The organism is Sphaerospermopsis kisseleviana CS-549, assembly GCF_028329225.1.
GTDB lineage: Bacteria > Cyanobacteriota > Cyanobacteriia > Cyanobacteriales > Nostocaceae > Sphaerospermopsis > Sphaerospermopsis kisseleviana.
Genome location: NZ_JAQMTI010000278.1, coordinates 1 through 26444, shown reverse-complemented (window position 1 = coordinate 26444; position 26444 = coordinate 1). Strand labels below are relative to the sequence as shown.

The 26444-nt window shown below is 36.6% G+C and carries 24 protein-coding genes and 2 pseudogenes; 13 read left to right on the top strand and 13 right to left on the bottom strand.

The window, feature by feature from the left end:
- Positions 1-95 precede the first annotated feature (95 nt).
- Positions 96-1085, bottom strand: a complete 990-nt coding sequence (gene arsS, locus PN497_RS21870; RefSeq protein ID WP_096570936.1) for an arsenosugar biosynthesis radical SAM (seleno)protein ArsS — start codon at positions 1083-1085, stop codon at positions 96-98.
- Between the two features lie 172 nt (positions 1086-1257).
- Positions 1258-2226 carry an arsenosugar biosynthesis arsenite methyltransferase ArsM gene (arsM, locus tag PN497_RS21865; RefSeq protein WP_096570934.1) on the bottom strand — a complete coding sequence of 323 codons (969 nt, stop codon included), beginning with the start codon at positions 2224-2226 and terminating at the stop codon, positions 1258-1260.
- A gap of 118 nt (positions 2227-2344) precedes the next feature.
- Between arsM and sixA the strand changes: the two genes are divergently transcribed.
- The 8 genes from sixA to PN497_RS21825 all read left to right on the top strand — a co-directional run bounded on the left by sixA (position 2345) and on the right by PN497_RS21825 (position 9686).
- Complete coding sequence (sixA, locus tag PN497_RS21860) at positions 2345-2839, top strand: phosphohistidine phosphatase SixA (protein ID WP_096570932.1); 495 nt, start codon at positions 2345-2347, stop codon at positions 2837-2839.
- A 112-nt stretch (positions 2840-2951) separates the two neighbouring features.
- Positions 2952-4088, top strand: a complete 1137-nt coding sequence (locus PN497_RS21855) for a citrate synthase (RefSeq protein WP_096570930.1) — start codon at positions 2952-2954, stop codon at positions 4086-4088.
- A gap of 625 nt (positions 4089-4713) precedes the next feature.
- Complete coding sequence (gene nuoH, locus PN497_RS21850; RefSeq protein WP_096570928.1) at positions 4714-5832, top strand: NADH-quinone oxidoreductase subunit NuoH; 1119 nt, start codon at positions 4714-4716, stop codon at positions 5830-5832.
- A gap of 103 nt (positions 5833-5935) precedes the next feature.
- A complete protein-coding gene (gene ndhI / locus PN497_RS21845; RefSeq protein WP_096572790.1) occupies positions 5936-6520 on the top strand; it encodes an NAD(P)H-quinone oxidoreductase subunit I in 585 nt (194 codons plus the stop codon).
- 129 nt (positions 6521-6649) lie between these two features.
- Entirely contained in the window at positions 6650-7255 is a 606-nt protein-coding gene (locus PN497_RS21840) for an NADH-quinone oxidoreductase subunit J (RefSeq protein WP_096570926.1), read from the top strand.
- A gap of 141 nt (positions 7256-7396) precedes the next feature.
- On the top strand, positions 7397-7702 hold the full coding sequence (gene nuoK, locus PN497_RS21835; RefSeq protein ID WP_006199065.1) for an NADH-quinone oxidoreductase subunit NuoK: 306 nt from the start codon (positions 7397-7399) through the stop codon (positions 7700-7702).
- A 6-nt stretch (positions 7703-7708) separates the two neighbouring features.
- The gene (locus PN497_RS21830; protein WP_096570924.1) at positions 7709-8632 is read left to right on the top strand and encodes an NAD(+) kinase; all 924 of its coding nucleotides are present in this window, start codon (positions 7709-7711) and stop codon (positions 8630-8632) included.
- A gap of 268 nt (positions 8633-8900) precedes the next feature.
- Positions 8901-9686 carry a GNAT family N-acetyltransferase gene (locus PN497_RS21825; RefSeq protein ID WP_096570922.1) on the top strand — a complete coding sequence of 262 codons (786 nt, stop codon included), beginning with the start codon at positions 8901-8903 and terminating at the stop codon, positions 9684-9686.
- A gap of 183 nt (positions 9687-9869) precedes the next feature.
- Here PN497_RS21825 and PN497_RS21820 read toward each other — a convergent pair whose 3' ends face one another.
- Both PN497_RS21820 and sfsA read right to left on the bottom strand, forming a co-directional pair.
- Entirely contained in the window at positions 9870-10628 is a 759-nt protein-coding gene (locus PN497_RS21820; RefSeq protein ID WP_096570920.1) for a Uma2 family endonuclease, read from the bottom strand.
- 216 nt (positions 10629-10844) lie between these two features.
- A complete protein-coding gene (sfsA, locus tag PN497_RS21815; RefSeq protein WP_096570918.1) occupies positions 10845-11570 on the bottom strand; it encodes a DNA/RNA nuclease SfsA in 726 nt (241 codons plus the stop codon).
- Between the two features lie 448 nt (positions 11571-12018).
- Between sfsA and PN497_RS21810 the strand changes: the two genes are divergently transcribed.
- Entirely contained in the window at positions 12019-12687 is a 669-nt protein-coding gene (locus PN497_RS21810) for a 2OG-Fe dioxygenase family protein (RefSeq protein WP_096570916.1), read from the top strand.
- Between the two features lie 218 nt (positions 12688-12905).
- A complete protein-coding gene (locus tag PN497_RS21805) occupies positions 12906-14171 on the top strand; it encodes a tetratricopeptide repeat protein (protein WP_096570914.1) in 1266 nt (421 codons plus the stop codon).
- Between the two features lie 119 nt (positions 14172-14290).
- Here the strand turns inward: PN497_RS21805 and PN497_RS21800 are convergent, their stop codons facing one another.
- Together PN497_RS21800 and PN497_RS21795 are read right to left on the bottom strand one after the other, a co-directional pair.
- On the bottom strand, positions 14291-16396 hold the full coding sequence (locus PN497_RS21800; RefSeq protein WP_096570912.1) for a serine/threonine-protein kinase: 2106 nt from the start codon (positions 16394-16396) through the stop codon (positions 14291-14293).
- A 356-nt stretch (positions 16397-16752) separates the two neighbouring features.
- Complete coding sequence (locus tag PN497_RS21795) at positions 16753-17259, bottom strand: 2TM domain-containing protein (RefSeq protein ID WP_096572789.1); 507 nt, start codon at positions 17257-17259, stop codon at positions 16753-16755.
- Between the two features lie 267 nt (positions 17260-17526).
- Between PN497_RS21795 and PN497_RS21790 the strand changes: the two genes are divergently transcribed.
- The gene (locus tag PN497_RS21790; protein ID WP_096570910.1) at positions 17527-17913 is read left to right on the top strand and encodes a hypothetical protein; all 387 of its coding nucleotides are present in this window, start codon (positions 17527-17529) and stop codon (positions 17911-17913) included.
- 16 nt (positions 17914-17929) lie between these two features.
- On the opposite strand, the gene PN497_RS21785 is transcribed toward PN497_RS21790, so the two are convergent.
- The 5 genes and pseudogenes from PN497_RS21785 to PN497_RS21760 form a co-directional block, all read right to left on the bottom strand.
- Entirely contained in the window at positions 17930-18595 is a 666-nt protein-coding gene (locus PN497_RS21785; protein ID WP_272110858.1) for a L,D-transpeptidase, read from the bottom strand.
- A gap of 346 nt (positions 18596-18941) precedes the next feature.
- The gene (locus tag PN497_RS21780; protein ID WP_272110857.1) at positions 18942-19271 is read right to left on the bottom strand and encodes a hypothetical protein; all 330 of its coding nucleotides are present in this window, start codon (positions 19269-19271) and stop codon (positions 18942-18944) included.
- An 84-nt stretch (positions 19272-19355) separates the two neighbouring features.
- Positions 19356-20789, bottom strand: coding sequence for a protein kinase domain-containing protein (locus tag PN497_RS25810; protein ID WP_096570906.1), 1434 nt, complete (start codon positions 20787-20789; stop codon positions 19356-19358).
- 12 nt (positions 20790-20801) lie between these two features.
- Entirely contained in the window at positions 20802-22025 is a 1224-nt protein-coding gene (locus tag PN497_RS21765) for an FHA domain-containing protein (protein ID WP_096570904.1), read from the bottom strand.
- Positions 22026-22276: 251 nt separating this feature from the next.
- A pseudogene (locus PN497_RS21760) lies at positions 22277-23377 on the bottom strand (nickel-dependent hydrogenase large subunit); the annotation flags it as partial.
- Between the two features lie 141 nt (positions 23378-23518).
- Between PN497_RS21760 and PN497_RS21755 the strand changes: the two are divergent.
- Together PN497_RS21755 and PN497_RS21750 are read left to right on the top strand one after the other, a co-directional pair.
- Positions 23519-24998 (top strand): annotated as a pseudogene (locus PN497_RS21755) (site-specific integrase).
- Positions 24999-25263: 265 nt separating this feature from the next.
- Positions 25264-25773 (top strand): hypothetical protein, encoded by a 510-nt coding sequence (locus PN497_RS21750; RefSeq protein ID WP_272110855.1) that lies wholly within the window; start codon positions 25264-25266, stop codon positions 25771-25773.
- A 74-nt stretch (positions 25774-25847) separates the two neighbouring features.
- Here the strand turns inward: PN497_RS21750 and PN497_RS21745 are convergent, their stop codons facing one another.
- Both PN497_RS21745 and PN497_RS21740 read right to left on the bottom strand, forming a co-directional pair.
- Entirely contained in the window at positions 25848-26243 is a 396-nt protein-coding gene (locus PN497_RS21745) for a pepsin/retropepsin-like aspartic protease family protein (RefSeq protein WP_096570902.1), read from the bottom strand.
- Positions 26236-26444 (bottom strand): hypothetical protein (locus tag PN497_RS21740; protein ID WP_272110854.1); only part of this gene is annotated, 209 nt, incomplete at its 5' end. The genes PN497_RS21740 and PN497_RS21745, both read right to left, overlap by 8 nt.

Sequence of the window (26444 nt, the reverse complement as noted above, 5' to 3'; positions counted from 1 at the left end):
ACCAAATCAAGAATGGGGATACTCGTATCAATTTTGGTAACAGAATTTTTTTAGTAACAGGTTATTTGAGGATTTAGCTATCAGCTATCAGTGATTCATTCTACTAAAGCACCACCACAACTAGAACCACATCCAGCAGTACAACCATAACAATAATCAGCAGTTTGTACTTCTTTGATGACATCTAAACTACCAAGTTCTAATAATTTACTAATTGTCAAAGTTTCACCATTTTGAGTTCTTGCTGGTAAATTCATCATTTGGTTAAAATCGCAATCATAAACATTACCCAAATAATCAACAGAAATTTCCTCACGACACATTAAATTATCAACGGTGTCAGGGTTAAAATGTGATTCTAAAAACTGCAAATATTGTTTATAAAGATGTTTACGTTCTAAATATAACTTAGTTCTTCCTACAGGTAAGTTAGTAATAGTCAATAAGTTATTAAAGACAATATCAAAATGTTCTTGTAAGAAATTTTTATAAGCTAGTTGAAGATTTTTTTGATCTGGAGTTAAAGAAAAATTTTCATCCTTTGGTAACTGAGGATTATAAACCAAATCTAAAATTAAATTTGCATCTTGACCATAACCCAATTTATTTAACCATTGTAAAGCTTGAATAGACTGAACAAAAACACCATGACCCCGCATTTTATCCACATTATCAGCTAAATAACAGGGAAGAGAAGCAACAACACGCACTTGATTTTTAGCTAAAAAGTCAGGAATATCTGCAAAACCTTCCACAAAAAAGATTGTTAAATTTGATCTAACAATTACTTGTTTACCTGCTTTTCTCGCAGCTTCCACCAATGGTTTAAAACCATAATTCATCTCTGGTGCGCCCCCAGTCAAATCAACAATTTTAATTTCAGGAAATTTATGAATAAAATCAATTAAATCTTGACAAACTGCTGGGGAAAGTTCCTCAGTTCTTTTAGGACTTGCTTCCACATGACAATGAGAACAAGCAAGATTACAACGTTTACCGAGATTGACTTGTAAAACCTGAATTTTTTGCTTAACTAAAGCTGAATTAAGTTGTTTGTGAAAAGGAGTAACCGCTATTTTTACCATCATTAATACCTAAAAAACCTCATATTAAAACTTTCCGATGATTGCGTAGGGGTGATTCATGAATTACCCCTACTTTTTTTTCTCTGCGTTCTGTGTCTCTCTGTGGTTCGATACTCTGAAAAATCATCAAACACCAAACCACAAAACAGAGAATATAATTATAAAAAATTCCCTAACAACAACCACCACCATCATAATACCAAGTAGAATCAGTAATCATGATTTCTTCTGGTTTCAAATTTCCCAATTTAGCAGCCGTTTTATCACAAACTGCGGCGGGAATACCCCTTTGTAAAATATGTCCTGCTCCATCATCAAAAAATAATTCTGAACCTGCATAAATCGCTGTTTTACCTGTGAAAATACAAGCACCGTCTTCAGGAATTTGCACCTTAAAAGAAACGGAATCAAGACTTTCCAAAAGTAGATTTTCTTCCAGGTTATAAGTTTGTTTATCTAATAATCTATAGGGACGACGGGCGCGAATTTCTATTTGTCCAAATCCAGCATTGATAATTAATTGTGTATATTCTTCATAAGTGAGCGCACCGGATAAACACATTGCCCTTAATCTTTCATCTTGTCGTAAATGTTGGGGAATAGGACGGGTAGCAATGGGGTCACTCATTTGTAATCTGCCACTGGGTTTTAAAACTCGATATGCTGCTTTTAAAGCGCGGGTTAAATCAGCAGGTTCAAAGATATTAAAAAGACAATTTTGGGCGACTATATCAACAGAGGCATCATTGACAGGTAAATTAAAAGCATCCCCGGCAATAATTTCCACAAAACTAGGATCAAACCAAGGATTTTCTTGGGCAGCAATTTCTAAATTTCTTGTCGCAGCTTCTCGCATTTCTGCTACTGGTTCAACTGCGATGACAGCACCAGGACGACGGGAAAAATAAGCAAATTGTAAAGCTTCTAAACCACCACCAACACCAACATATAATACTGTAGGTTGGTTTGCTAATTCGTTAGTATGAACGGTAGTTCCGCAGCCATAATTCATTTCCTGCATGACTAAAGGAATTTTTAATCCTGGTAGTTGCAGGGGTGTACTTTGGACACAACAAAGTCCTACTTCTGGTGTTTGAGCAACTTCGCTGTAAAATTGGGCTGCGGTTTCTAAATAGGTCATTGCTGTTTTTTGGGTTTAACTTTGTATATATTGATTCTGCATATTAATATATTGACATATATTCTGAGGAAATTTTAATGATTTTTACAGTGATTACGGTGATTACCGTAGAAAATTTATGGAACTATATTTAATCCGTCACGGTATCGCCGAAGAACATCAACTAGGGCTAAAAGATGAAGCGCGATCGCTCACCCAAGAAGGCAGACAAAAAACCGCAAAAGTAGCCCAAAGATTAATAAGACTTGGTTTTAAATTTGATTTAATCCTCACTAGTCCCCTAGTCCGCGCCCAACAAACAGCAGAAATACTCATGGCAGCCGGATTAAGTTCTCAGTTAGAAACCTCAGATCATCTCAGCTTTGAAGGCGATCTTCAATGGTGGCTAAGAGACTGGTTAGAACCGAGAAAATATCCTCAAAATACCCAACTAGCACTGGTGGGACATGAACCCTGTTTAACTAATTGGGCTGAAATTCTCCTTTGGGGTGAAGCAAAAGAACAACTCGTCCTTAAAAAAGCAGGTATGATCGGAATAAAAGTACCAGATGATGGTTCTCCTGTGGGTCGTAGTCAAATGTTCTGGTTGACACCTCCCAAGTACCTACTATAACAGTTTTTCGAGCTTTCGCATAAAATAGTTGTTAAATCGGCAACTGTTATAGTGAAAAGAATCTCTGGTAAGTTAGCGTGTTCAGATATTTCACAAAGCAAGTGGTGTAGCCATGACGGTGTGCGAATATAAGCCTGGTTTAGAAGGCATTCCCGCAGCCCAGTCTAGCATTAGTCATGTAGACGGGCAAAAGGGAATACTAGAGTATCGGGGCATTCGGATCGAAGAATTAGCAGAAAAAAGTACCTTCCTAGAAACTGCTTATCTTTTAATCTGGGGAAAATTGCCCAGCAAAGAAGAATTGACAGCTTTTGAGAGTGAAGTTAACGCTCACAGACGGATAAAATATCGTATTCGGGACATGATGAAATGTTTTCCCGAAAGTGGTCATCCAATGGATGCTCTCCAAGCCTCTGCTGCTGCCTTGGGTTTATTTTATTCTCGTCGTGACTTACATAATCCTGTCTACATTCGTAATTCTGTAGTCCGGTTAGTAGCCACAATTCCCACAATGGTAGCAGCGTTCCAGTTGATGCGGAAAGGAAATGATCCTGTAAAACCAAGGGATGACTTAGATTATGCCGCCAACTTCTTGTATATGCTCAATGAAAAAGAACCTGACCCCCTAGCAGCGCGGATTTTTGATATCTGCTTAATTCTGCACGTTGAGCATACAATGAATGCTTCTACCTTTAGTGCGCGAGTCACAGCTTCCACCTTAACCGATCCCTATGCAGTTGTAGCTAGTGCAGTAGGGACATTAGGCGGACCATTGCACGGTGGAGCAAACGAAGAAGTAATACAGATGTTAGAAGAAATCGGATCTGTAGATAACGTTCGCCCCTATATCGAAGATCGTCTACAAAGAAAAGCCAAAATCATGGGATTTGGACACCGCGTGTATAAGGTAAAAGATCCTAGAGCCACAATATTACAACGTTTAGCGGTGCAATTGTTCGAGAAATTCGGCTACGACAAGTTTTATGAAATTGCCCAGGAAGTAGAAAGGGTAATGGCCGAAAAAGTTGGCAGTAAAGGAATTTATCCTAATGTTGACTTTTATTCTGGTTTAGTGTATAGGAAAATGGGAATTCCCACAGATTTGTTTACACCAGTATTTGCGATCGCCCGTGTTGCAGGTTGGTTAGCACACTGGAAAGAACAACTTGAAGAAAACCGGATTTTCCGACCCACTCAAGTCTATAACGGTCTTCACGAAGTTCCTTATACTCCCATTGAGCAGCGTTAACTACCTGGGAAGGTGACAGGTAAAAGTTGACAGGTGACAGGTGACAGTTATGAGGTATTTTCCTGGGAATAGGTGATAAATACCCAATTTTAGATTTGAGATTCTAGATTGATGCTCTCAAGTGGACAGATTGATAAGTGTCATCTGTCAGCTTGATGAGGTTGACAATCAAAAATCTCGAATTTACATGGATAATCTGGAATTGGCATTGTCATCACAACCTGCTGTACAGGAAAATCAGACAATTTGCATAGAATAGAAAACCGTTACCAATTTGGGGACGGTAACTTTGTCTTGTCAGAGTCTTGTCAGAAGAATAGGTGACAGGTGACAGGTGACAGTAAGAAGAGAACAGGAAGAGGAGTAGGAAAGAGGTTTTTCCCAATCACCAATCCCTAATCACCAATCTCAATCTCAACCATAAGCAGAAGTTGTCATCTGGGATCAAAAGGGTAAAACCATCAAAGGATATACTAAACTCAGGAATTAGCAACAAATCTACAATTCTACAATCACGCATCATCTCAATAGAGATTCTTCAACAGTAAATTTACAGATATTAAATTAAATAATATTTGTGAATTTACTATGAGTAGACGAATTGACGAATTACAGAGTAGCAAACATGAATGCAGGAATTGACCTTCAAGGAACTTTTATTGAATCCGTCAAGGATTTGGGCATACCAGCAGGGGCAGCCAAAGCCCTGTGGATGCCATTACCAATGATCCTGATGCTGATTGGGGCAACAGTAGGTGTACTGGTTGCAACCTGGCTAGAACGGAAAATTTCTGCGGCCGCACAGCAACGGATTGGTCCTGAATATCAAGGTCCATTTGGTTTGTTAGTGCCTGTAGCCGATGGTCTCAAGCTGATCTTTAAAGAAGATATCGTACCAGCCAAAGCAGATCCCTGGTTGTTTACCATTGGTCCAATAATAGTTGTAATTCCGGTATTTTTATCATTTTTGATTGTTCCCTTTGGGGAGAATATCGTGATTACTAACGTCGGTATGGGCGTATTTTTGTGGATTGCATTATCCAGTATTCAGCCCATAGGCTTATTAATGGCTGGTTACGCATCTAATAATAAATACTCCCTGTTAGGGGGTTTGCGGGCAGCAGCACAATCAATCAGTTATGAAATACCATTGGCGTTGAGTGTATTAGCGATCGCCATGATGTCTAACAGCCTCAGCACCATTGACATCGTAAACCAACAATCTAACTTCGGGATTTTGGGTTGGAACGTTTGGAGACAACCACTAGGTTTCATCATCTTCTGGATCGCCGCCCTAGCAGAATGCGAACGTCTACCCTTTGACTTACCCGAAGCGGAAGAAGAACTGGTAGCAGGATATCAAACCGAATACGCAGGGATGAAATTCGGTTTATTTTACTTAGGTTCATACATCAACCTGATCCTGTCTTCCCTACTCGTAGCAATTTTATATTTGGGCGGTTGGCATTTTCCCATTCCCGTCAGCTTGATAGGTGACTTTTTGGGAATGAGTGAAACCAACCCCATCTTACAAGTAATCACAGCTGCTTTAGGTATCACAATGACCGTACTTAAAGCGTATTTTCTCGTATTTCTTGCCATCCTGATTCGTTGGACAGTACCACGGGTACGGATTGACCAACTGCTAGATTTAGGATGGAAGTTCTTACTACCAGTTGGCTTGGTTAACCTGTTATTAACCGCAGCACTAAAACTGGCCTTTCCCGTCGCTTTCGGTGGTTAAAGAGATTTTAGATTTTAGATTTTAGATTTTAGATTTTGGATTGAATCTTAAATCTAAAATCCAAAATCCAAAATCCAAAATTGTTAGAGAAGAGACACAAAAAATGCTAAAGTTCCTCAAACAAGTTGGTGATTACGCCAAAGAAGCAGTACAATCAGCGCGTTATATCGGACAAGGGTTATCCGTCACCTTTGACCACATGCAACGCCGCCCTGTTACCGTACAATACCCTTATGAAAAACTGATTCCTGGTGAACGGTTTCGGGGTAGGATTCACTATGAATTTGACAAGTGTATTGCTTGTGAAGTGTGTGTGCGTGTTTGTCCCATTAACCTCCCTGTAGTTGACTGGGAAATGGACAAAGCCACCAAGAAGAAAAAACTCAAACACTACAGTATAGATTTCGGAGTTTGTATTTTCTGTGGTAACTGCGTGGAATACTGTCCCACAAACTGTTTATCCATGACAGAAGAATACGAACTTTCTACTTACGATCGCCACGAATTGAACTACGATAGCGTAGCATTAGGACGCTTGCCCTACAAGGTGACAGACGATCCAATGGTGACACCACTGCGCGAACTGGTTTATCTACCTAAAGGCGTACTTGAACCCCATGGAGTCCCCGCAGATGCTCCCCGTGCTGGTTCTCGTCCAGAAGACTTAGTTGAAAGTGGTAATGGGTAAGCAAATTTTAGATTTTAGATTTTAGATTTTAGATTGTAACTAACTAAATACAATCCAAAATCCAAAATCCAAAATCCAAAATTGAACCACCGATCAGCATTTATCAAAACATCAAGAGGATCGAAAAAAGTGAATTTAGCCGAAGGAGTACAATCTGTTTCATTTGGCATATTAGGTGTAATGATGATTGGCGCAGCACTAGGAGTAGTGTTGTTTTCCAACATCGTTTATTCCGCCTTTTTGCTGGGTGGTGTATTCATCAGCATGGCCGGACTTTACCTATTGCTAAATGGTGATTTTGTCGCAGCAGCACAAATTCTGATTTATGTGGGTGCGATCAACGTCTTGATTTTGTTTGCCATTATGTTGGTAAACAAACGTCAGGATTTTTACCCTTTACCCAGTGCTGGTTTACGGAAAATCATTACCGGTGTAGTTAGTCTGGGACTATTTGCCCTATTAAGTACAATGGTACTGGCAACACCTTGGGCTAATACCTCTACATCCCCAGCAGCTAAAAATTCCATAGTTTTAATAGGTGAGCATTTCTTCACGGACTTTTTGCTCCCCTTTGAATTAGCTTCCGTATTGTTGCTAATGGCAATGGTAGGAGCAATTATTTTGGCACGTCGGGAATATTTACCAGATCAAGTTACCCCTTCCGAACTGCCACAAACCATCTTAACCTTGCCAGAACGCCCCAGAGAATTGGTATCTAGTGGCACTGAGGACTAGGGTACTGGTGACTGGTGACTGGTGACTGGTGACTGGGAATATGAATTTACCCAATGCCCAATTACCAATTACCAATTACCAATCACCAATTACCAATTACCAATCACCAATTACCAATTACCAATTACCAATTACCAAACTATGCAACTTCAATACTTCTTACTACTTGCAGCAGCTTTATTTTGCATTGGCATCTATGGTTTAATTACCAGCCGTAACGCCGTCCGTGTACTCATGTCAATTGAGTTACTGTTAAATGCTGTTAATCTAAATTTAATGGCATTTTCCAATTTTCTCGACTCAACATTAATTAAAGGTCAGGTTTTCACTGTTTTTGTGATTACTGTGGCAGCTGCGGAAGCGGCGGTAGGGTTAGCGATTGTACTGGCTATTTATCGTAACCGTGATACCGTTGACATGGAGCAGTTTAATCTCCTCAAGTGGTAACAGTACGTGCAATTAAAGCAGGTAATCATAGCTTACAAAGCGCGAGACTCCCAAAGTAAACGCTGGGCTGAACTCTGCGCTAAACAATTAGAAGACCGCCAATGTCAAGTTTTGGTTGGACCTAGTGGACCCAAAGACAACCCCTATCCAGTGTTTTTGGCATCTGCCAGCCAACCAATTGATTTAGCTTTAGTCCTTGGTGGTGATGGTACGGTTTTAACCAGTGCTAGACATTTAGCCCCGGCTGGTATCCCCATTTTGGGGGTAAATGTGGGTGGCCATTTGGGGTTTTTAACTGAGTCAATGGATGAGTTTCAAGAACCGGAACGAGTTTGGGATCGGTTATTTGAAGATCGCTATGCTCTCCAACGCCGAATGATGTTACAAGCGGCTATTTATGAGGGTCATCGGACAAATTTAGAACCAGTTACAGAACATTACCTCGCCTTAAATGAGTTTTGTATTAAACCCGCTTCTGCTGATAGGATGATCACCTCGATTCTGGAAATGGAAATTGATGGTGAGGTGGTTGATCAATATGTGGGTGATGGGTTAATTATTTCTACTCCTACAGGTTCTACAGGTTACACGGTTTCGGCTAATGGTCCAATTATGCACGATGGGATGGAGGCTATTACCATCACTCCTATTTGTCCGATGAGTCTTTCTAGTCGTCCCCTAGTTTTACCTCCTGGTTCTGTGGTCAGTGTTTGGCCGTTTGGGGATTATGATTTAACTACAAAATTATGGATGGATGGGGTGTTGGCTACTTCCATTTGGCCTAATCATCGTGTTGATGTGCGGATGGCTGACTGTCGTGCTAAATTTATCGTTTTGCGGGCTAATAATTCCTATTATCAAACTCTGCGAGAAAAGTTACTTTGGGCTGGTACTAGGGTTCGCTACACTAATCATGGTCAGCACAATTAAAAATAAGTATTCAGCCATCAGCTATCAGCCGTCGGCTTTTGAGGCTAAAAGTCAATTCACCTGAAAAAACTCAATACCAAGATCCCAGGTTTCTTGTAGAAGTCCGGGATCTATTACTATTTAGGGCTTTTGTTATTGACAAAAAAAATAAATTGTGTAATTACAAAATTTGTATTCTATTGCCAGATTTTAGTGATCAAAATGTTCATAATTAGATATTAAATCCTCTTAGAATTTTTCACAAATTTAAGTATTAACCTGGATGTAAATGTATTACAATCCTATCACTTCATCTTTTTCATCTGTACAGTTTACTGATTTTCCGGTCTTGGAAAGTGAAAAGTATATCCTGCGACTGGCTAAAACTGATGCAGAGTTAGAATCTATTTTTCGCTTACGGTTTCAGGTTTTTAATCAAGAGTTGGATTTGGGTTTTTCTAGTTCTAATTTTTCTCAAATGGATCGGGATAAGTTTGATTATTTTTGTGATCATTTATTGCTGATTTGTAAAAGGACTGGTGCAACTATTGGTACTTATAGAATGCAAACTTATACAATGGCTGCAAAAAATTTAGGTTTTGATGCTGCTGATATATTTAATCTTGCTCAAATTCCTGATTTTATATTGCAGTCTTCTGTAGAAATTGGTCGTGCTTGCATAGCTCAAGAATATCGCAATAGTTATACACTTTTATTACTTTGGCAAGGTTTAGCTAATTATTTAATTTATACTGGTAATCAATATTTTTTCGGTTGTGCATCTTTGTTAACTCAATGTCATAAACAAGCTGTTTGTGCTTATAATTATTTTCTCTATAATCATTGTTTACATTCTCATATTTTAGTGAATCCTCATCCAGAATATTCCATAGAAATTAATTCTAATTGTCCAGATATCTATAATGTAGAAATTCCGAAAATTTTACAAGCTTATTTGAGTATTGGTGCAAAAATTTGTAGTCTTCCTGCTATTGATAGACAGTTTAAAACTATTGATTTTTTAATTATCTCTAATATTGGGGATTGGGGATTGGGTATGGCTGATTTAGCGTAAGCATTCAGCCATCAGCAAGCCCTATGTATCTGATACCAATTTTATTTGAGGTTGCCCTATTCCGTAGGGGCAATTCATGAATTACCCCTACAATGTATAATTTGACAAAAATCTGATTATGGCAGTAAAATCTAAAATTGCCGGTTAATTGTTCATTGTTAATTGTCCATTATTTAATTTGGGTTACTCTCCGATAAGTTGCTTTGGTTCTAAACCTGTTAACTGTGTGACTTGTTCTATAGGCATTCCATTATTTAACAAATTAACTGCCACTTGTCTTAATTTATTTTCAGCTTGTTCAGCCCGTTGTTTTTCTTGTTCAGCAAGTTCTAAAGAAGTAGGAAATAACTCACCGATCTTATTTGCCCAGCGTAACCAAGTGGCATTGACACCGCGATAATTACCCTGCCAACGTACTAAACTTAAACCTAAAACTGTACTTACTAACTGATTTTTTTCATTAAAAGCAATCGGTTCATACACACCGGTATTGATATGAAAACCTGCAAAATCATCTGGGTTAAAAGGATCAAACCAAAAATATTCAGAAACACGCATTTGATTTTGATAAATCAGTTTTTTCTCATTTTTATCATTTTTAGCTGTGCTTTCTGAAAGTAATTCAATTACTACATCTGGTGATTTTCCTTCTTCCCAAACTACCCAAGAAAGACGCTCTTTTTTGGGAACTCCTAAGACGGTAAAGAAGTCTGGACCACGAAAATCCTGATTTTTTAATTGCGCTAAACTGTAGTAGACAAACATATTGCCCCCTACATATCCATCAGTCCTTTGATCTAGCCAAGGCTGAATGGTATCAATTAAAATATCCAATTGTAATTTATGTCTTTGTGTCTCCATCGGAATACCGTCATCATAAGGAAGTTCTGCCTGGGTGGGTGGCATTTCCACAGTGGTTTCAGTCGCAAGAGTTTCTAACATATAGCAATCTGATATGATGACTTAGATCATTCACGTTTCCTGCTGTTTGTTGTTTTTATCCAACAAAAACTGCTGATCAAAAATAGGAAGTTTATCTTTGCTGTTTGTGGAAACGTGAGGAACAATCTTTGTATTCATATTAGCATTCTCTTGAAAGAAAGTTTGTGTGTAAATAATGATGCACTTTGCTTTCATTTTTGGCTGGCTGATAAATGCTTAAATTTTCAGTTCTGCTAACCCCAAATAACGGATACCTTCAGGAGAAATATCAAACCGACAAGGGAGAACTTCTAAACCTTGTTTAATTGCTTCCCGTAACAATTTACCATATACAGGATCTGTGCTATCTCCTGGGGCAAATTGTGTACAATCTCCGCGATTGATAAAATACAACATTACTGCCCGACTTTGGGGTAAAACTTCGATTAATTCCCGCAAATGTTTTTGTCCTCTGGTGGTTTCTGTATCGGGAAACAGGGCTAAAGTTCCCTGCGACCAAGTTGTATTTTTTACTTCTAAATAAATGGGGCGTTGTCCTTCTTTTCCGGTCAGGTAAAAATCTATCCGGCTTTTTTTATCTTTTCCATAAACAACTTCACCTTTAACTTGTGTATATTCACTTAATTCTGGGAAAAGATGTTTCTCTAAAGCCTGTTTCACAACTCGATTAGGTAAAGCAGTATTGACACCGACCCAAGTTGGTGCTAAATCATCTACTTGAATCAATTCCAGTGTATAAGCTAATTTGCGGTTAGGATTATCACTTTTAGATAACTGTACAGGACTACCTACTTTGGAAACTCCTGTCATGGGTCCTGTATTGGGACAGTGTGCTGTTACAACCTCCCCGGAGTCCAGTTGAATATCAGCAAAAAAACGCTTGTAGCGTTTGAGTAAAATACCAGTGTATAATTTAGGGTACTGATACAGCCAGTTATTCATTCTGCTAGGTAAATTATAAATTTGAATTAATAGTAAATATACGATAAAAGAGGTTAGCAGGAGGAATGAGAGCTTTGAAAATATTGGGAAAATATTTTTGTTCCCAGATGAGTAACTATATAATGGAACAGGGAATAGGGAATAGGGAATAGGGAATAGGGAATAGGGAATAGGGAATAGGGAATAGGGAATAGGGAATAGGGAATAGGAAAGTGAGTAGCTAGAGTTCTTGTTAAATATTCCAACTTAATAAATTTTGTAGTCACATTTACAACAATTACTAAATAATTGCTTATAATAGATATTACATACCTCTCATGTAAAAAATGGGAGGAATTTAAAAATCCAGTTCGCATTCAGCTATTAGCGGTCAGCAGTCAGCTAAAACTACCTGGAAAATGGAGTTTTTGCTGGCTGAATAATTATAAAATGCAAGGAGAAAAATCCTATGCAACAAGTATCTTCTGTAACGGGGTTAGAATATGCTTTTCTGTTTACTCTGAGAAAGGTAAATTCTATTAATAATCAAGGTTTCCAGCCATTTTTTGAGAACTTACCTGTTGATCCTTATATTAAGGGCAAATATCGCTCTAGAAGGTTATCAAGAGTAATGGTTGCTGAGAATAAGTTAATTAAACTTTCTCATGGATATTTGTGCCAAAGTCGAGAGTATAATCCTTTATTGGGTGATGTCAAAAGAGAGTTCGCAGAATTAGAAGATGGACTGATAGAACTGGAAATTTTTAAGAATTTGGTTTTAGCATTTATTGATTCTTGCAAACTCCATCCAGAAGCAGAAATTGGTATTCATCAAATCAGAACTACTTGTTCACCAGGTCATTTAGGAAATCCCGCACCTGAAGGTATTCATCAAGATGGAACTGATTTTATTGGCATTTTTTCTGTTGGTAGGAACAATATTCAAGGTGGAGAAACACATTTATATACTGCTAAAAAAGAGAAACCAGTTTTTCATAAAATACTCCAGCCCGGAGAACTGCTTTTAGTTAATGATCATGAGTTTTTCCACTTTACTAGCCCGATTAAGTCTGAAAATCCAGCACCGGGAACTAGGGATGTTTTCGTGTTGACTTCTCCTAGTTTAATTCAACCTTAAAAAACGTAATACTCAAATCCCCGATCTCTTAAATAAGTCGGGGATATATCCACTTTATATTTGATGATAAGTATGTCGAAAAACCACATTTTCCGTAGGGGTTGAGGATTGCTAAACCCCTACAAAACGACAACAACAAAAATTTGTGATATAATAAAATTTGTGATATAATATTGTTTTAAATCAATTTAAATCGAGTTCATAGAAAAAACTAAATTATGACTTCTGAATTTTACAATCGCGGCTTAGAAAAAGCGAAACAAAAAAACTATGCTGGTGCTATTGAAGATTTTAACCAAGCTATACAGCTAGATCCTTACTTTAGTACAGCTTACATAGAAAGGGGTTTAGCTTATTATAAATCAGGTGCGACTTTACAAGCAGTTTTTGATTATAATGAAGCTATTAAGCTGGATGGAGAAAATGCCAAAGCTTATTATTTTCGGGCGTTAGCAAAATTAACTTTAAAAAATCTTCCTGGTGCTTTAGAAGATGTAGAAAAAGCGATTCAGCTTAAATTTAATGATGCTGGTGCTTATGATTTACGGGGGATAGTGCAGCGCAAACAAGGAAATATTCCAGAGGCGATCGCTAATTTTAAAAAAGCAGCAGAATTATATTTAGCACAAAAAGATAAAGAAAATGCGTGTCTTTGTTTAGAGAAGATTAAACAACTACAACCCAAAGCTGAACCAAAACCAAATCAAGAAATCAATAAATCAGCAGCAATTATATCTACTCAAGATTATTTCACACAATTATTAGAAAAGGCAGAAAAGGGAGATACAAAATCGGCGATCGCTGATTTAAATTGGATATTAAAAGCTGATGCTCAAGATGCCCAAGCTTATTGCTGTCGTGGGGTGGTACTTTGTAAAATGGGTCAATATCGAGAGGCGATCGCAGATTTTAATCAAGCAATAAATTTAAATTTTCAAGATGCTATTGTTTATCGGAATCGGGGAAAAGCTCGTTCTCAAATAGGAGATTATCAAGGGGCTTTAGCTGATATCAATCAAGCCTTGAAAATACAACCCCAAGACAATTTAGTATATATTGCTAGAGGTAATGTCTATCAATCAATGGGCAATTATTTAGCAGCAATTCAAGATTATTCTCAAGCAATACAAATGAATCCTGAGCATCCGTTAGCTTACTATAATCGTGGTATTGCCTACACTTGTTTAGAAGAAATGCCCAATGCTGTGGAAGATTACCAAAAAGCAGCTAGTATCTATTGTGAACAAGAAGACTGGGAGAATTATCAACTAGTTTTAAATAGTCTGCAAAAAATTCAATCATCTATCCCAGCAACCAACAAAGCCACCTATAATTTATTACGTCAAAGACTATTACGCATGGTTGGAGGACATTGGGAAATAGCCGCAAGATTAATTGAGCAAAAGCAAGATTTTTATCCAGGTATGTCGGAGGAGTGGTATTTACAAACAGTAATTGATGATTTGGAAAGAGATAGACGATAACAATTGATAATGGACAATTGACAATTGACAATTACATCTTTTTCTCATTAAAAGGAAAGGTTTTAAACTTGGCATCAAACAATTATCAATTATCAATTATCAATTACCCAGTTCCTACATTATTGTGAAAAACGCCAAATCTTAATTTTATTATCCTCTCCACTGCTAACTAAAGTTTTGCCATCAGCACTAAAAACCAAAGATGTGACGGTATTAGTATGTCCAGCAATAGAGGAAATTTCCTCACCTGTAGCCACATCCCATAGTTTAATATTAGGTTTAATATTAGGTTTAATAGTTGGATGACATTCTATACAATCTCGATTACCACTAACAAGAGTTTTACCATCTGGACTAAAAGCTAAAGATGTGACATTATAATCTTGTTTATTTATAGTGCGAATTTCCGTTTTTGTATTGAGATTCCACAGTTTAATTTTGCGATCGCGACTAGCACTAGCGAGAATTTTACCATCTGGACTAAAAGCTAAAGATGTCACAGTTTGGGAATTAGGAGTTAATGAATGAATTGATTTTTCTGGTGATTTTTCTGGTGATTTTTCTTGGGTGATATTCCACAGTTTAATACTTTTATCAAAACTACCACTTGCTAAAGTAAAACCATCAGGACTAATAGCCAGAGAACGTACCCAATAACTATGATCTTTGAGAGTAATAATTAGCTTTCCTGTTGCTAAATTCCAAACTTTAATAGTTGTGTCATCACTAGCACTAACCAAAGTTTTCCCATCCTTACTAATAGCCAAAGCATGAACTGAATCAGTATGACTAATTAAGGTATGAATTAACTGACCTGTTGCTAAATTCCAAACTTTAATTGTTTTGTCATCACTACCACTGACCAAAATTTTACCATCAGGACTAATAGCCACGACATTGATTTTTTGTGTATGTCCTTGCAGTGAATAAATCTCTTGACCTGTGGTAATATTCCATAGTTTAATAATGCGATTACCAGCACTAGCAATAGTTTGAGCATCTGGAGTAATAGCTACAGAGGAAATTGATTCATTTGGTTCTGTGATAGTTTTCAATAAAGAAATTTTTTCTAAAGACTCCTGTGGTGGTTGTTGAACAATAGTATCACTCTTAGTTTGACTTTTCCTATTTTGCAGGGGACTCCAGCGAGAAAAAAGAGTTGTTTGTAGTTGGTGAAAGTGTCTATAACCAAATTCTCCCAACCCTAAAAATACTATTGTTCCTACTATTAAAATTGAATTTCTCAGCAAAATATATTTTTGAGGATAAACATTAGCTTTCTTTGCTGGTGCTGATAATAAAGAATTACTAGCTGGTGCTAGTAGATGTGTGTACTGTTTACTTAAATCTCTAATCACTTCATCAGCAGATTGATAGCGATTCCGAATATCTATTTGTAGTAACTTATCAATAATTATTGCTAACTCATAACTGAGAGGAGAATGCAAATAAGATTGCCAATTATTTAACCAACTATATCCATGTTCCATCCATAACTGAAAAGGAGAAATTCCCGTTAATAAATGAAAGCAGGTAGCACCCAAACTAAATAAATCACTAGCAGGGTACGCTTTACCATCTCTGATTTGTTCAATGGCAGAATAACCATGTGAACCTATAGAAGTTCCATGTTTTTTCTGCACTTTAGCTGTTAATTGTTTAGAAGAACCAAAATCAATGAGAGTTAATCTTCCGTCACTTTTGCGGCGGATAATATTTTCCGGTTTGATATCTCGGTGAATAACTCCACGACTGTGAATAAATTTGAGAATAGGCAACAAATCTAACAAAATAGATTGAATATCCCAATCTTTGTAGTTTTTCCGTAATTGCAACTCCTGTAATAAATTTTGTCCATCAATAAACTGTTGTACCAAATACAGACAGTTATCTTGTTCAAAATAAGCTAAGAGAGTGGGAATTTGTGGATGTTCTCCCAGTTCTCTCAGTCGTTTTGCTTCTTCACAAAACAACTCCATTGCTTTTTTTTGTGACCAAGTTCCTTGAAATTTTGGTGCTAACTGTTTAACGACACAACAATCATTTAATTTATCTGTATCTTCTGATAAATAGGTTCTGCCAAAACCTCCTTCATCGGAAAGCACCCGAATCACACGGAAACGATTTCTTAAAAGTGGTACTAAGGGAGTATTGCAAGTTTGACAAAACTCTTTTCCTTCTGGATTTTGAGGATTTTTGCAATCAGGATTTAAGCAGCATATCATGATCAAAGAAGAGTGACTGCATGATAAATAATGCTAAGTTATTTCCGCATTTTCCCTTGATTTCATGGCTTCTTGCTGACTGAAATGGTAGATCAACCTGGTGAGGGATTGAGGAATTACTTATTATATTCCAAGTTTTTAAAATGTCTTCTGTTTTCCTGAAGATGGGAAAACCACAAGAGCCATTATTTATATCTTTTGATCATACCGCAAGCTCAATCAAAAATCATGTCAAATTGCCATGACAATCTTTGATTTATATGTTATTGATTTCTGAGACCAATACTACTAAATGCAGTAATCACTCACCAATTACCCATTACCCATTACCCATTACCCATTACCTATTACCAATTTTAATGTGTTTGTAATGCTTTAAACCATTTATTTAGAACTGTATTGATAGTTTGTTTAATTTGATGCTTACGATTCCATTTTTGGAAAGCAGCTTCATAGTCTTCACCTTTGCTTTGAAAGGTGTTCCAAATATCAAGTACAATGGTGAGTCCAGAGAATAGTAAAATGTATAGTGACCAAGAAAGACCAGCACCACCAACCAAATCTACAAGTATGAAAAAACTATTAACAATTGTATAATTACCCAGACGCTTTTTAAATTTACCTTGGCGGTAAAGATCAAAAGCTTTGCGTTGTTGTACTTCGCTTTGTTGGACTATCCAATCACATTCTGCTTGTTTAACTGCTTCTGGTGAAATTTGTAACTCGGCAGCAATTTCGATAATTTGCTGATATGAAAATTCTTGATCACGATCATCGGTTTGACGAGCGATCGCTAATTGTAGAATTTGCTGCACCTGTTCTTGACTGTAGGAACGGGGGTTGTTAGATTCAAATACCGTCATAATTTTTGCTCTGATAAGAATTTTCATAATTTGCACTACTTCTACAGTAGCAAATCTAGATGGTAGATGGTAATTGGTGACTGGTGACTGGTGATAGGGTTATTAACTTCCCCTACCGCCCTATCACCTCATCTTCCCACCCAGCGACAGAAGTAGTCATTTGAGGGCAACTTTGGGGTTAAAAGCTGCAAAGATGTAGATTTACCCAGGAATTTAAGGTAATATTAAGAGGTAATATTAAATATTATTGCCAAGTTACCTGATACCATGTTTGATATATTGCCCTTTAGATTTGAGTTAGATAAAATTGCGATCGCTGGAGCTTGTTTATGGTCTTTAGCTTTATATTTAGCTTTAGCATCCACCAGAGAATGGGTAATAGATCAATTAAATCGCTGGTTTAATTTTGCCGAAAGATTCCTTTACACCAGTGAAACAGAATTTGAAAAAACCCGCAAAGCCAGAGAATCACAAAACGCTTTTTACGCTTCACTTTTTAGCATTGTACCTTTTTTCATCTTTGGTGCATTATCTAACTGGGGTTTAGAAATTAGTTTAGGTGAGAGTTGGGGAATTAGCACAGGTATACTCGCCTGTATGGGTGCGGGTATTTATGAACTAGGGCGTAGAGATGGGGAAGCTGGTGACAGGTGACAGAAAATAAGATTCTTTAGGGAACTACAATTACAGGTGTTCCTACTTTCACTATTTCATATAGTTTTAGCACATCCTCATTATACAAACGAACACAACCGTGAGAAACTGCTTTTCCTATTGAATCTCTCTGATAAGTACCGTGAAATCCAATTTCGTCTTTTCCATCACTCCAAAACCCAATCCAACGTTCTCCTAGAGGATTCTGCGAACCTGGAGGAATAATCTGTTTATTCTCAACAAAAGGGTTTTCCCAAGCTGGATTTTCAATCATATTCAGCACTTTAAATTTGCCTACAGGTGTTTCCCACTGGGGTTGACCAATTGCCACCGGGTAACTCGCTTGTAGAATATCTCCACGATATACGTAAAGTCTTCGTTCTTTCAGAACGAGCAGTAAATGAATATTTTCTTCTGTAGTATCAGGAATAGTTAGCGGAACAGGAGACACTGACCTGATTAGTAACCGCTTCCTACGTATAGATTTTCTAGGAAGGTCTGGTTGCGCCTGGGGATAATTTATACTTAGAGTAGAATTTGGCTGAGTATTATTGATATTGTTGCTTTCCTGCTGATTAACTTCTGTTTGAGCATTAGCAATTGATTGCAGCCCAAAAAATGTTAATATCACAGTCAAAGTCAACTTGAAAATAATACGCTTATCAAAACTATTATTCATCATTATTCTTTATTAAAGAAAATATACAACCAAGCTTTTTTAGTGGTTTAAATAACTTTAATTTATAGAAATGACTCAGAATTTAGTTATTGTCTGAACTCTGAATTTTCAGGAGCTAAATTACTAAATAGGGGTTGCTGAGAAAGTCTTGTCGTGGAGACGGGGAATAGGGAATAGTTTCAGCTATCTGTCATCCCCAAATTTTTTGATTATTTAGCAACCCCTAAATAAGCTGTTGTGCATTTAATTTGTATAAGTGGAACAGGCAAGATACCTGTTCTACAAGAGTTCAGAATATTAGGATTATACAATTTAGCTGTGTAACAGCTTATGACGAAATAAGTAATTTTTAGCCTCTTCCTCTAACTGGTTTTGCTGAAGGTTTTGGTGAAGAAGTTGCTTCTGGAGTAGGTTCTGGAGTAGGTGAAGAAGTTGCTTCTGGAGTAGGTTCTGGAGTAGGTGAAGAAGTTACTTCTGGAGTAGGTTCTGGAGTAGGTGAAGAAGTTACTTCTGGAGTAGGTTCTGGAGTAGGTGAAGAAGTTACTTCTGGAGTAGGAGTAGGTTGTATTTGTCCCAAAGTCATTTTTGGGAGAATAGCAACACTAAAATAGACAGTGAAAAAAATTAAGGAAGCTAGAGTAAAAATAAATTTCCGTTGCTTGGCAGATTTTTGATTCATTTTTCTTGTCAAGGTTGATTTATGACAAATAATAACTAAGTTTCAGCATTAATTATGAATAGATAAATACCATCTTTATATTTACTAGCGATTGCAGGATATATTACTTTCTAACAAATCTCCATTTTGCCAAATTCCACTCTTCAAAGATCCATCAGAGAACTGAAATATTCCTTGACCATCACATTTACCATCTCGGAAATGTCCTCTATATTCACTACCATCTTTCCACCTAAGTTTTCCTAAACCATTAAATTTATCATTTATAAATTGACCAATATAGTATTCATAAGAACTCGTATTTACAGGATATACAAACCTTCCACAACCATAACGCTTACTATTTTTGAACTCACCATCATATCTACTACCGTTAGTAAATATCATAGTTCCCTTGCCAACAAATAGATTATTTTGATCTAAAGAACCGTAATATTTACTACCATCTTCAAAAGTAGAATTTGGGGTAGCTGATAAACTGGGAACAGATACTTGAGAACCGCAAGGTAGTTGAACAGAATTTTCGGTTAACACGGTATTTGCCGCATTTTTTTGAATAGAATCAGCTACAAGTGTTATAGTAAGAGTTATAAATATTCCTACTGTAATACCTACTCCAGCTATAATTTTTCTATTATTAGATAGCCATGTCCATTTATGTACCGTTTCTGATCTGACTGGAGACAAAGCAAGCAATACCTCTAAAACCTCTGCTGCTGTTTGGTATCGCTTGCTAAAGTTGTAAGCCACCATTTTGGTTAAAATATCAGCTAGTCTATTGCTGACATTAGCCTCATTTCGCCAAATGATTTCTCCACTGTTAGGATCTTCTAGAAAATTCCGAGGCAACTTACCAGTTAAAGCTTGAATACCAATAACTCCGACTGCATAAATATCACTACATAATTTTGGCTTAGAATTAGCCTGTTCATTTGGCATATAACCGTTAGAACCAATAATTATAGTCGAAGTCACTTGTCCTGTAGCATCAGTCGTCAAACCTTTAATTTCTTTGACTGACCCAAAATCAATTAGCATAATCTTTCCGTCTTTACGGCGACGCATCAAGTTTTGGGGTTTAATATCACGATGAATAATATTCTGTTGATGAACAACTTTTAAAACTTGTAGAATTTCCTGCAATAGTTTAATAACTTGACTTTCACTCCAAGGACTACCAGGAATTATTTCTGTGGATAAATCATAGCCATCTATAAATTCTTGCACTAGATAAAATTCGCCATTTTCCTCAAAGTACGCCAATAATTTAGGTATTTGGTTGCTAAGTTTTCCTAAACGGTATAAGGTTGCTGCTTCGTTCTCAAATAGCCGTCTAGCAACTATTAAAACTTCTGGTTGGGGATTTTTTGGTTTCAGGTGTTTTACCACACATTTGGGATGAGTAGGTAAATCTAAATCTTCACAGAGATAGTTGTCACCAAACGCGCCGCTTCCCAAACTATTTAAGATTCTATAGCGTTGGCGTAGAACTGTATTTATAAGTTGATTAGCATCCATTTTATCCTACAATTATGATTGTTCGTCAGCATTTACTAAATCTAGAGTTTTTCCAGAACTGCATTTGAAAACTCTGTTTGTTACTTCTTTACTATCATCAACTTGAACTTCGTAAAATTCGACTATTTCCTTGTTATCTTTATTTTTATCGTTATTTTGTCTGTCAATATAATTAAAATCACTATCAGAAACTAACCTTTTTCTAAGATTTATTATTTGAGGTTTCCATATAACTGTAGTACCATTATATTTAGTTTTAGCATATAAATATATGTTTTTAGATGTTTTCTCAGCATCAAGAGGTATAGGTTTTAATTCTCGGTTAACAATAAACCAGCCTTGAGTTTTTGATATGTTATCTAGACCAGTAAAGCTAAAGGCAACTTTTACAGGATTAGGACAATTCTCATTTTTTAGATTTAATTTTAGGTAAGGGTAATCACGTTTTTCTTGTCTAATTTCTTCAATCGGTTTATCTGTCTGTTTTATAACTTGTTCCTCATGTACTTTTAAGTGTTCAGTATCCTGCATTTCTTTATCATTTTTCACTGTATTCTGTTGTTTTTTTTTATTCATTTCTATCTTTTCTTTGTATTTATTAGCATTTTCTACTTGAATTTCTCCACTTTTTTTATCTATTATATAACCAGACAAATTAATAAATGCACTGATAATTGTTGCTATTCCTCCTATGATTGCTACAATGATTGTAGGTTCTTTCCGAGAAAATCGGGTTTCATTTAAATGGGAATTAAGCTTGGTGGTATGACTTGTATTAGAACTGGAGCTAACTTCGTTCAAATTTAAATTTTGAGGGGCTGGAATTGAATGAGTGTTTGCAGGTAATATTCCTGAATAATCTGTTGATGGGAGTTGGTAAATTTGAATATCAATAATTTGTAAACGTTGCTTTCCTAAAAAAATTATACTATTAATTAGCAATTCAAACTCTTTACCAGAATCAATATTCTGTCCATTAAGATTAGAAATATTTTGAGGATTTAAACTTTTGATAAAAAACTTTTGTTGTTCTTCGTTAAAAGAAATTTTAATATGTTGAGCAGATACACTATTATTATTTATTACCAGATCACATACCTGAGAGTCGCGTCCAATAATTATATCTCCATTATGGTTATTATTTATTACCTGTCCTTTGGAAATTTGCTGATTCTTTAATTTGCCAGATTCTTCCCATTGGAAGGTAATTGCCCATTGTATAATAATTGGGTTCATAATTTTGAATTTGCTTGTAAATTATACTACTTAATCCAATTCCTCTTATGAGGATTTTATTCACAAAAATAATAAGATGTGCCTAATAAATTATTTGTATTATGTGTTACTATCGTGAATATTTTTGGCTGAATTAACAACAATTTAAATAATCAAAAATGTTTAATCAATAACAAAAAATATCTGACGTTTCTAACATTTCTAAGTAGGTGGGAAAAACCCACCCTATAAAACATAACTCAAAACATAAATTAAGCAGTGCGAAAACGGGCTAATTCTTTTCCTGTTTTAGCATCATGGGCGTGAACAGTACACACCAAACATGAATCAAAAGAACGGGCAACATGGCCAACTTCTACAGGATCATTAGGATCAGCAATAGGTGTACCTATTAACGCTTCTTCCACAGGTCCACGTTTACCAGCACCGTCACGGGGTCCAATATTCCAAGTTCCGGGGGCAATAACTTGGTATTGTTTAATCTTACCTTGTTCTATTTCTACCCAATGACATAAAGCGCCCCTTGCTGCTTCTGTTGCACCCCAACCTTTACCGTCTTTTTCTTGGGGTTTAATATACCAGGGTTCGTTTAATTTGAACTCCTTCAAACAACGTTCCGCTTGACGATATAATTTGACTAATTCGTGAACTCTCGCTAGTTGTCTGAGGTGAACATTAGCACCGCCCATTTTTTTGAAGACATCTAAAATAAATGGGTCATAATGTTGCCATGACTCTCCATGTTTTCCACCTGCAACTAATTGACGTGCTAAAGGTCCAGCTTCTAATCTTCCTAAGTCTTGGTGTAAAACTGCACTTGACCAAGAATATGCACCTTCAAAATCTTTTTGGTTGTTGATAGTTGGGGACGTTTTGCGATCGCTCGGATGCCAATCTTGAGTACCTTCATTATACCAAGAATGGGTTAAATTTTCCCGTGCAAAAGCCTGATCCATCAATCTATGAGTATCTTTACAACCATCGTAAACACCGCTTTTCATAATTACCGCAGCGTTACGTCCTTCAATGGTAGGTTTATTATATCTATCCTCATGGGGTAAATATCCCCAAGTGACAAATTTACCCACACCTACACCATATCTATCTAACCCGATATCTAGACCCATACGCCAGTATAAACCTAAGTCAGATTCTCGGTGTTTGATATCTTCATTTAACCATTTTTGGAAATCCTCATAAGATTGAATTTCCTCATATCTTTCTAAAGAACATCCTAACCAAACTGGTTCTAACCAATTGGTGCGGAAATATTCTAAAATCCCCCAAGCACGGGTAATATCAGTTAAGGTGGGGGCGCACATCACACCACCAGGAACCATATAACTGCTATGGGAACTGGTGATATGCTGAAAATGTTACTAAAGAACTTATTTTTTCAGGTAATTTTGCTCAGTTATAACATTTTATTTTCACTATTTCAGCTTTTATAAATAAGTGAATATTTAGGGAATAAGTCAGTAAAATCAGGGAAATTGCTATCGCCAAAAGTTACGGAAACCTATCCCCCATCTCTACATGAGGATGCAAATACAGACTCCGGGGACTGGTTCGCAGATATGTTTGCAGATTTTGTATAGATTTTGAACCGCAGAACACTACAGACGGTAGGTATAGGGAATGGCGAAAATAAAAGCAACAGAATTACAGTATCAAGCAGTTTTTGAACAGAAGTTAATTGAAGCTAATAGTAATTTAAAAAGAGAGAGAATTAAAGTTAGTATTAAACAAACTGGCAATTCTCTGCAATTACGAGCTACATTACCTTTAAAACCAGGTGATCTCAGTGTAGGTAAACAGAAAAAACAGTATGATTTATCTCTAGGAATACCCGCAAATTTAGAGGGTTTAAAAACAGCCATTGAGGAAAGTTACGAGTTAGGTAAATTAATTGCTCGTCATACTTTTCAATGGAATGAGAAGTATTTAGGAATTAAATCGAGAGAGAAACAAGAAGTTAAAACTATTGGGGAATTATTAGATACATTTGCAGAGAAATATTATCAAACCCGTCAAAAAACTATTACCAGTGAAAATACTTTTGCTAACTATATATCTGTGATTAAAAGAAATTTTGATTTAACAACTTTAGCTACTAAAGAAAATTTTGAGGAAGTGATTAATTCAGTTAATGGTAATAAAAAAAATGAATTAATTGCGGTAAGTTCAGTTTTGATAAAAACTTTTAATTTAGGATTTCAATTGGATGTAAAACGAGATCATGTCACTCCTGCTTATCGAGAAATACCAGATGATGAAAAAATTATATCTGGTTTTTATCTGTTTGAAAAATTCGCCCTCAACCGCAAAAATACAAATATTACTGATGAAATAGACACCTGGGAAATGTGGCGTTGGGTATATGGAATGTTGGCGACTTATGGATTAAGACCAAGGGAATTATTTGTACAACCTGATATTAATTGGTGGATGTCTCCTCAAAATATAGATCATACTTGGAAGGTGAATAAAAATACCAAAACTGGATATAGAGAAGTTATTCCTTTTGTGACTGAATGGGTGGAATTATTTGATTTAAAAAATCCCAAACCATTAAATATTTTAGCAAGAAAGGTTGAAAAAATTGCTTCTGTACAAAATATTAATTGGATGCGGAGAGATATATCCAGATGGTTTAGAAAAGTGGGAATTGAATTTCAACCTTATGATTTACGTCACGCTTGTGCAATTAGAGCGCATCTTCAGGGAATACCAATTAAAGCAGCAGCAGATAATTTAGGTCATACTGTTGATGAACATACAAAGACTTATCAAAGATGGTTTGGGATTGAAAACCGGAAAAAAGCCTTTGGTGAGGTAATTAGTCAACGGTCGTTAATTGAGTTGCAGAAGGATGAAATTTTGGCGTTAAGGATGGAGAATGAAAGATTAAGGTTGGAGGTGGAAAGGTTGAGATTGTTGGAGATGTCTAATAGACATCTCCGAAATATATAACGAAAAAAAACTTCACACAAAATTTGTATAAATCTTGTTGGTGTTAAATTTTTACACGTTGTAAATGAATTTTTAACTATTCAGCGATACTTTCAAGTAACATAGTATATTCACCTGACTTTTATTTCCCTTTGTATCACGCACAATAATTTGTTGTTAAGCGTAAAGCCTTATCTGACTAGATAGACTAGGGTGATAGAGGGAAAGTTTCTGTTTAATAAATAGTTATGCCAACTTTCAACTGCTAATTCTGGGGGGTTTCTCTGTGAGAAATATTTTTACTACATTGCAAGCTCTGCTGAAAACTGTTTTGCTAGTTTCTGCTCTAACCACTATTCCGTCGACCGCAAGTTTTGCCCGTGCTGAATACTCGAACAACCAAACTTATGCACAAATAGCTCAAGTTGATCCATATACTAGTCAGATTCGTGATCAGTTAATTCGGGCTGCTTTAGCTGCTGGTTTTAGCGGCTACACACTGACTCATGATCCATTTATTGGCAATCTGGGGCGTGGTGGCTACGACGACATCACAATAAATTTGAGAAGCGGTGTTAGCTATGCAATTGTAGGCGTTTGTGATAGCGACTGCCGAGACATTGACTTGAAGCTTTATGACGATAACGGTAATCTTATCGTATCTGATACTGAAAATGACGATACCCCCTTTGTTTGGGTTACACCACGTTGGAATGCCAGGTTCACAATCCGAGTAATTATGCCTAGTTGTTCAAATGCTCCATGTCGATATGGTATTGGGGCTTTTGGTAAATAGATTTGTGTAGAGAAGCATTGGTGAGAGCCGTAGATTAGAAGTTCTTCTCAAGAATGATACATAAAGTGCGATCGCTAATCACCTCGGATAATTTTAATCGTGCATTGCGATCGCTCAAAACAAACATCAAATTCTCGAAAAAAGTTCGTTTGCCCAAGGATTAAGGGTACATGAGAGGCTTCTACCCAGGCAAATGCTAGACGAACGGGTTCAAGATTCCCAATTTGAACTTGTACAAATAACCCCCGTGCTTCAACTTTTGCAAGATTTCCAGCCAATGGCAAACGGACAGTTTGATTATCCCAAATTGCACCTAATTTTAACCCAATGTCATAAGGTAGGAGATTGGCCCTAGACCCAGTATCCAGCAATGCATTTGCGGAAACAGAAGAGTTTGCATAACTCAAAATGATCGGAATTGTGGGTAATGCTTCATCATCATTAAAGGAAAATTCCACTGTACTAGCCATCAGTAGATGCCTCTTGGTGATCCTGAATCATCTGCATCAGGATATTTGCAGCTTCCGTTGAGTCGTAGGGCGACCAAATTGGATACTCTGAGGCAGAAAAGATTACTTGTAATTCAGCATTTGGGATTTGTTTTGCTAGGAGTTTCAAGAGTGATAATTTATCTGACTGACTCAGATTATTGACTAGAGGAATTAACTCAG

Coding starts and splice junctions, on each gene's coding strand:
- arsS (WP_096570936.1), bottom strand. CDS start 1,085: ATGGTAAAAATAGCGGTTACTCCTTTTCACAAACAACTTAATTCAGCT.
- arsM (WP_096570934.1), bottom strand. CDS start 2,226: ATGACCTATTTAGAAACCGCAGCCCAATTTTACAGCGAAGTTGCTCAA.
- sixA (WP_096570932.1), top strand. CDS start 2,345: ATGGAACTATATTTAATCCGTCACGGTATCGCCGAAGAACATCAACTA.
- PN497_RS21855 (WP_096570930.1), top strand. CDS start 2,952: ATGACGGTGTGCGAATATAAGCCTGGTTTAGAAGGCATTCCCGCAGCC.
- nuoH (WP_096570928.1), top strand. CDS start 4,714: ATGAATGCAGGAATTGACCTTCAAGGAACTTTTATTGAATCCGTCAAG.
- ndhI (WP_096572790.1), top strand. CDS start 5,936: ATGCTAAAGTTCCTCAAACAAGTTGGTGATTACGCCAAAGAAGCAGTA.
- nuoK (WP_006199065.1), top strand. CDS start 7,397: ATGCAACTTCAATACTTCTTACTACTTGCAGCAGCTTTATTTTGCATT.
- PN497_RS21825 (WP_096570922.1), top strand. CDS start 8,901: ATGTATTACAATCCTATCACTTCATCTTTTTCATCTGTACAGTTTACT.
- PN497_RS21820 (WP_096570920.1), bottom strand. CDS start 10,628: ATGTTAGAAACTCTTGCGACTGAAACCACTGTGGAAATGCCACCCACC.
- sfsA (WP_096570918.1), bottom strand. CDS start 11,570: ATGAATAACTGGCTGTATCAGTACCCTAAATTATACACTGGTATTTTA.
- PN497_RS21810 (WP_096570916.1), top strand. CDS start 12,019: ATGCAACAAGTATCTTCTGTAACGGGGTTAGAATATGCTTTTCTGTTT.
- PN497_RS21805 (WP_096570914.1), top strand. CDS start 12,906: ATGACTTCTGAATTTTACAATCGCGGCTTAGAAAAAGCGAAACAAAAA.
- PN497_RS21800 (WP_096570912.1), bottom strand. CDS start 16,396: ATGATATGCTGCTTAAATCCTGATTGCAAAAATCCTCAAAATCCAGAA.
- PN497_RS21795 (WP_096572789.1), bottom strand. CDS start 17,259: ATGACGGTATTTGAATCTAACAACCCCCGTTCCTACAGTCAAGAACAG.
- PN497_RS21790 (WP_096570910.1), top strand. CDS start 17,527: ATGTTTGATATATTGCCCTTTAGATTTGAGTTAGATAAAATTGCGATC.
- PN497_RS21785 (WP_272110858.1), bottom strand. CDS start 18,595: ATGATGAATAATAGTTTTGATAAGCGTATTATTTTCAAGTTGACTTTG.
- PN497_RS21780 (WP_272110857.1), bottom strand. CDS start 19,271: ATGAATCAAAAATCTGCCAAGCAACGGAAATTTATTTTTACTCTAGCT.
- PN497_RS25810 (WP_096570906.1), bottom strand. CDS start 20,789: ATGGATGCTAATCAACTTATAAATACAGTTCTACGCCAACGCTATAGA.
- PN497_RS21765 (WP_096570904.1), bottom strand. CDS start 22,025: ATGAACCCAATTATTATACAATGGGCAATTACCTTCCAATGGGAAGAA.
- PN497_RS21745 (WP_096570902.1), bottom strand. CDS start 26,243: ATGGCTAGTACAGTGGAATTTTCCTTTAATGATGATGAAGCATTACCC.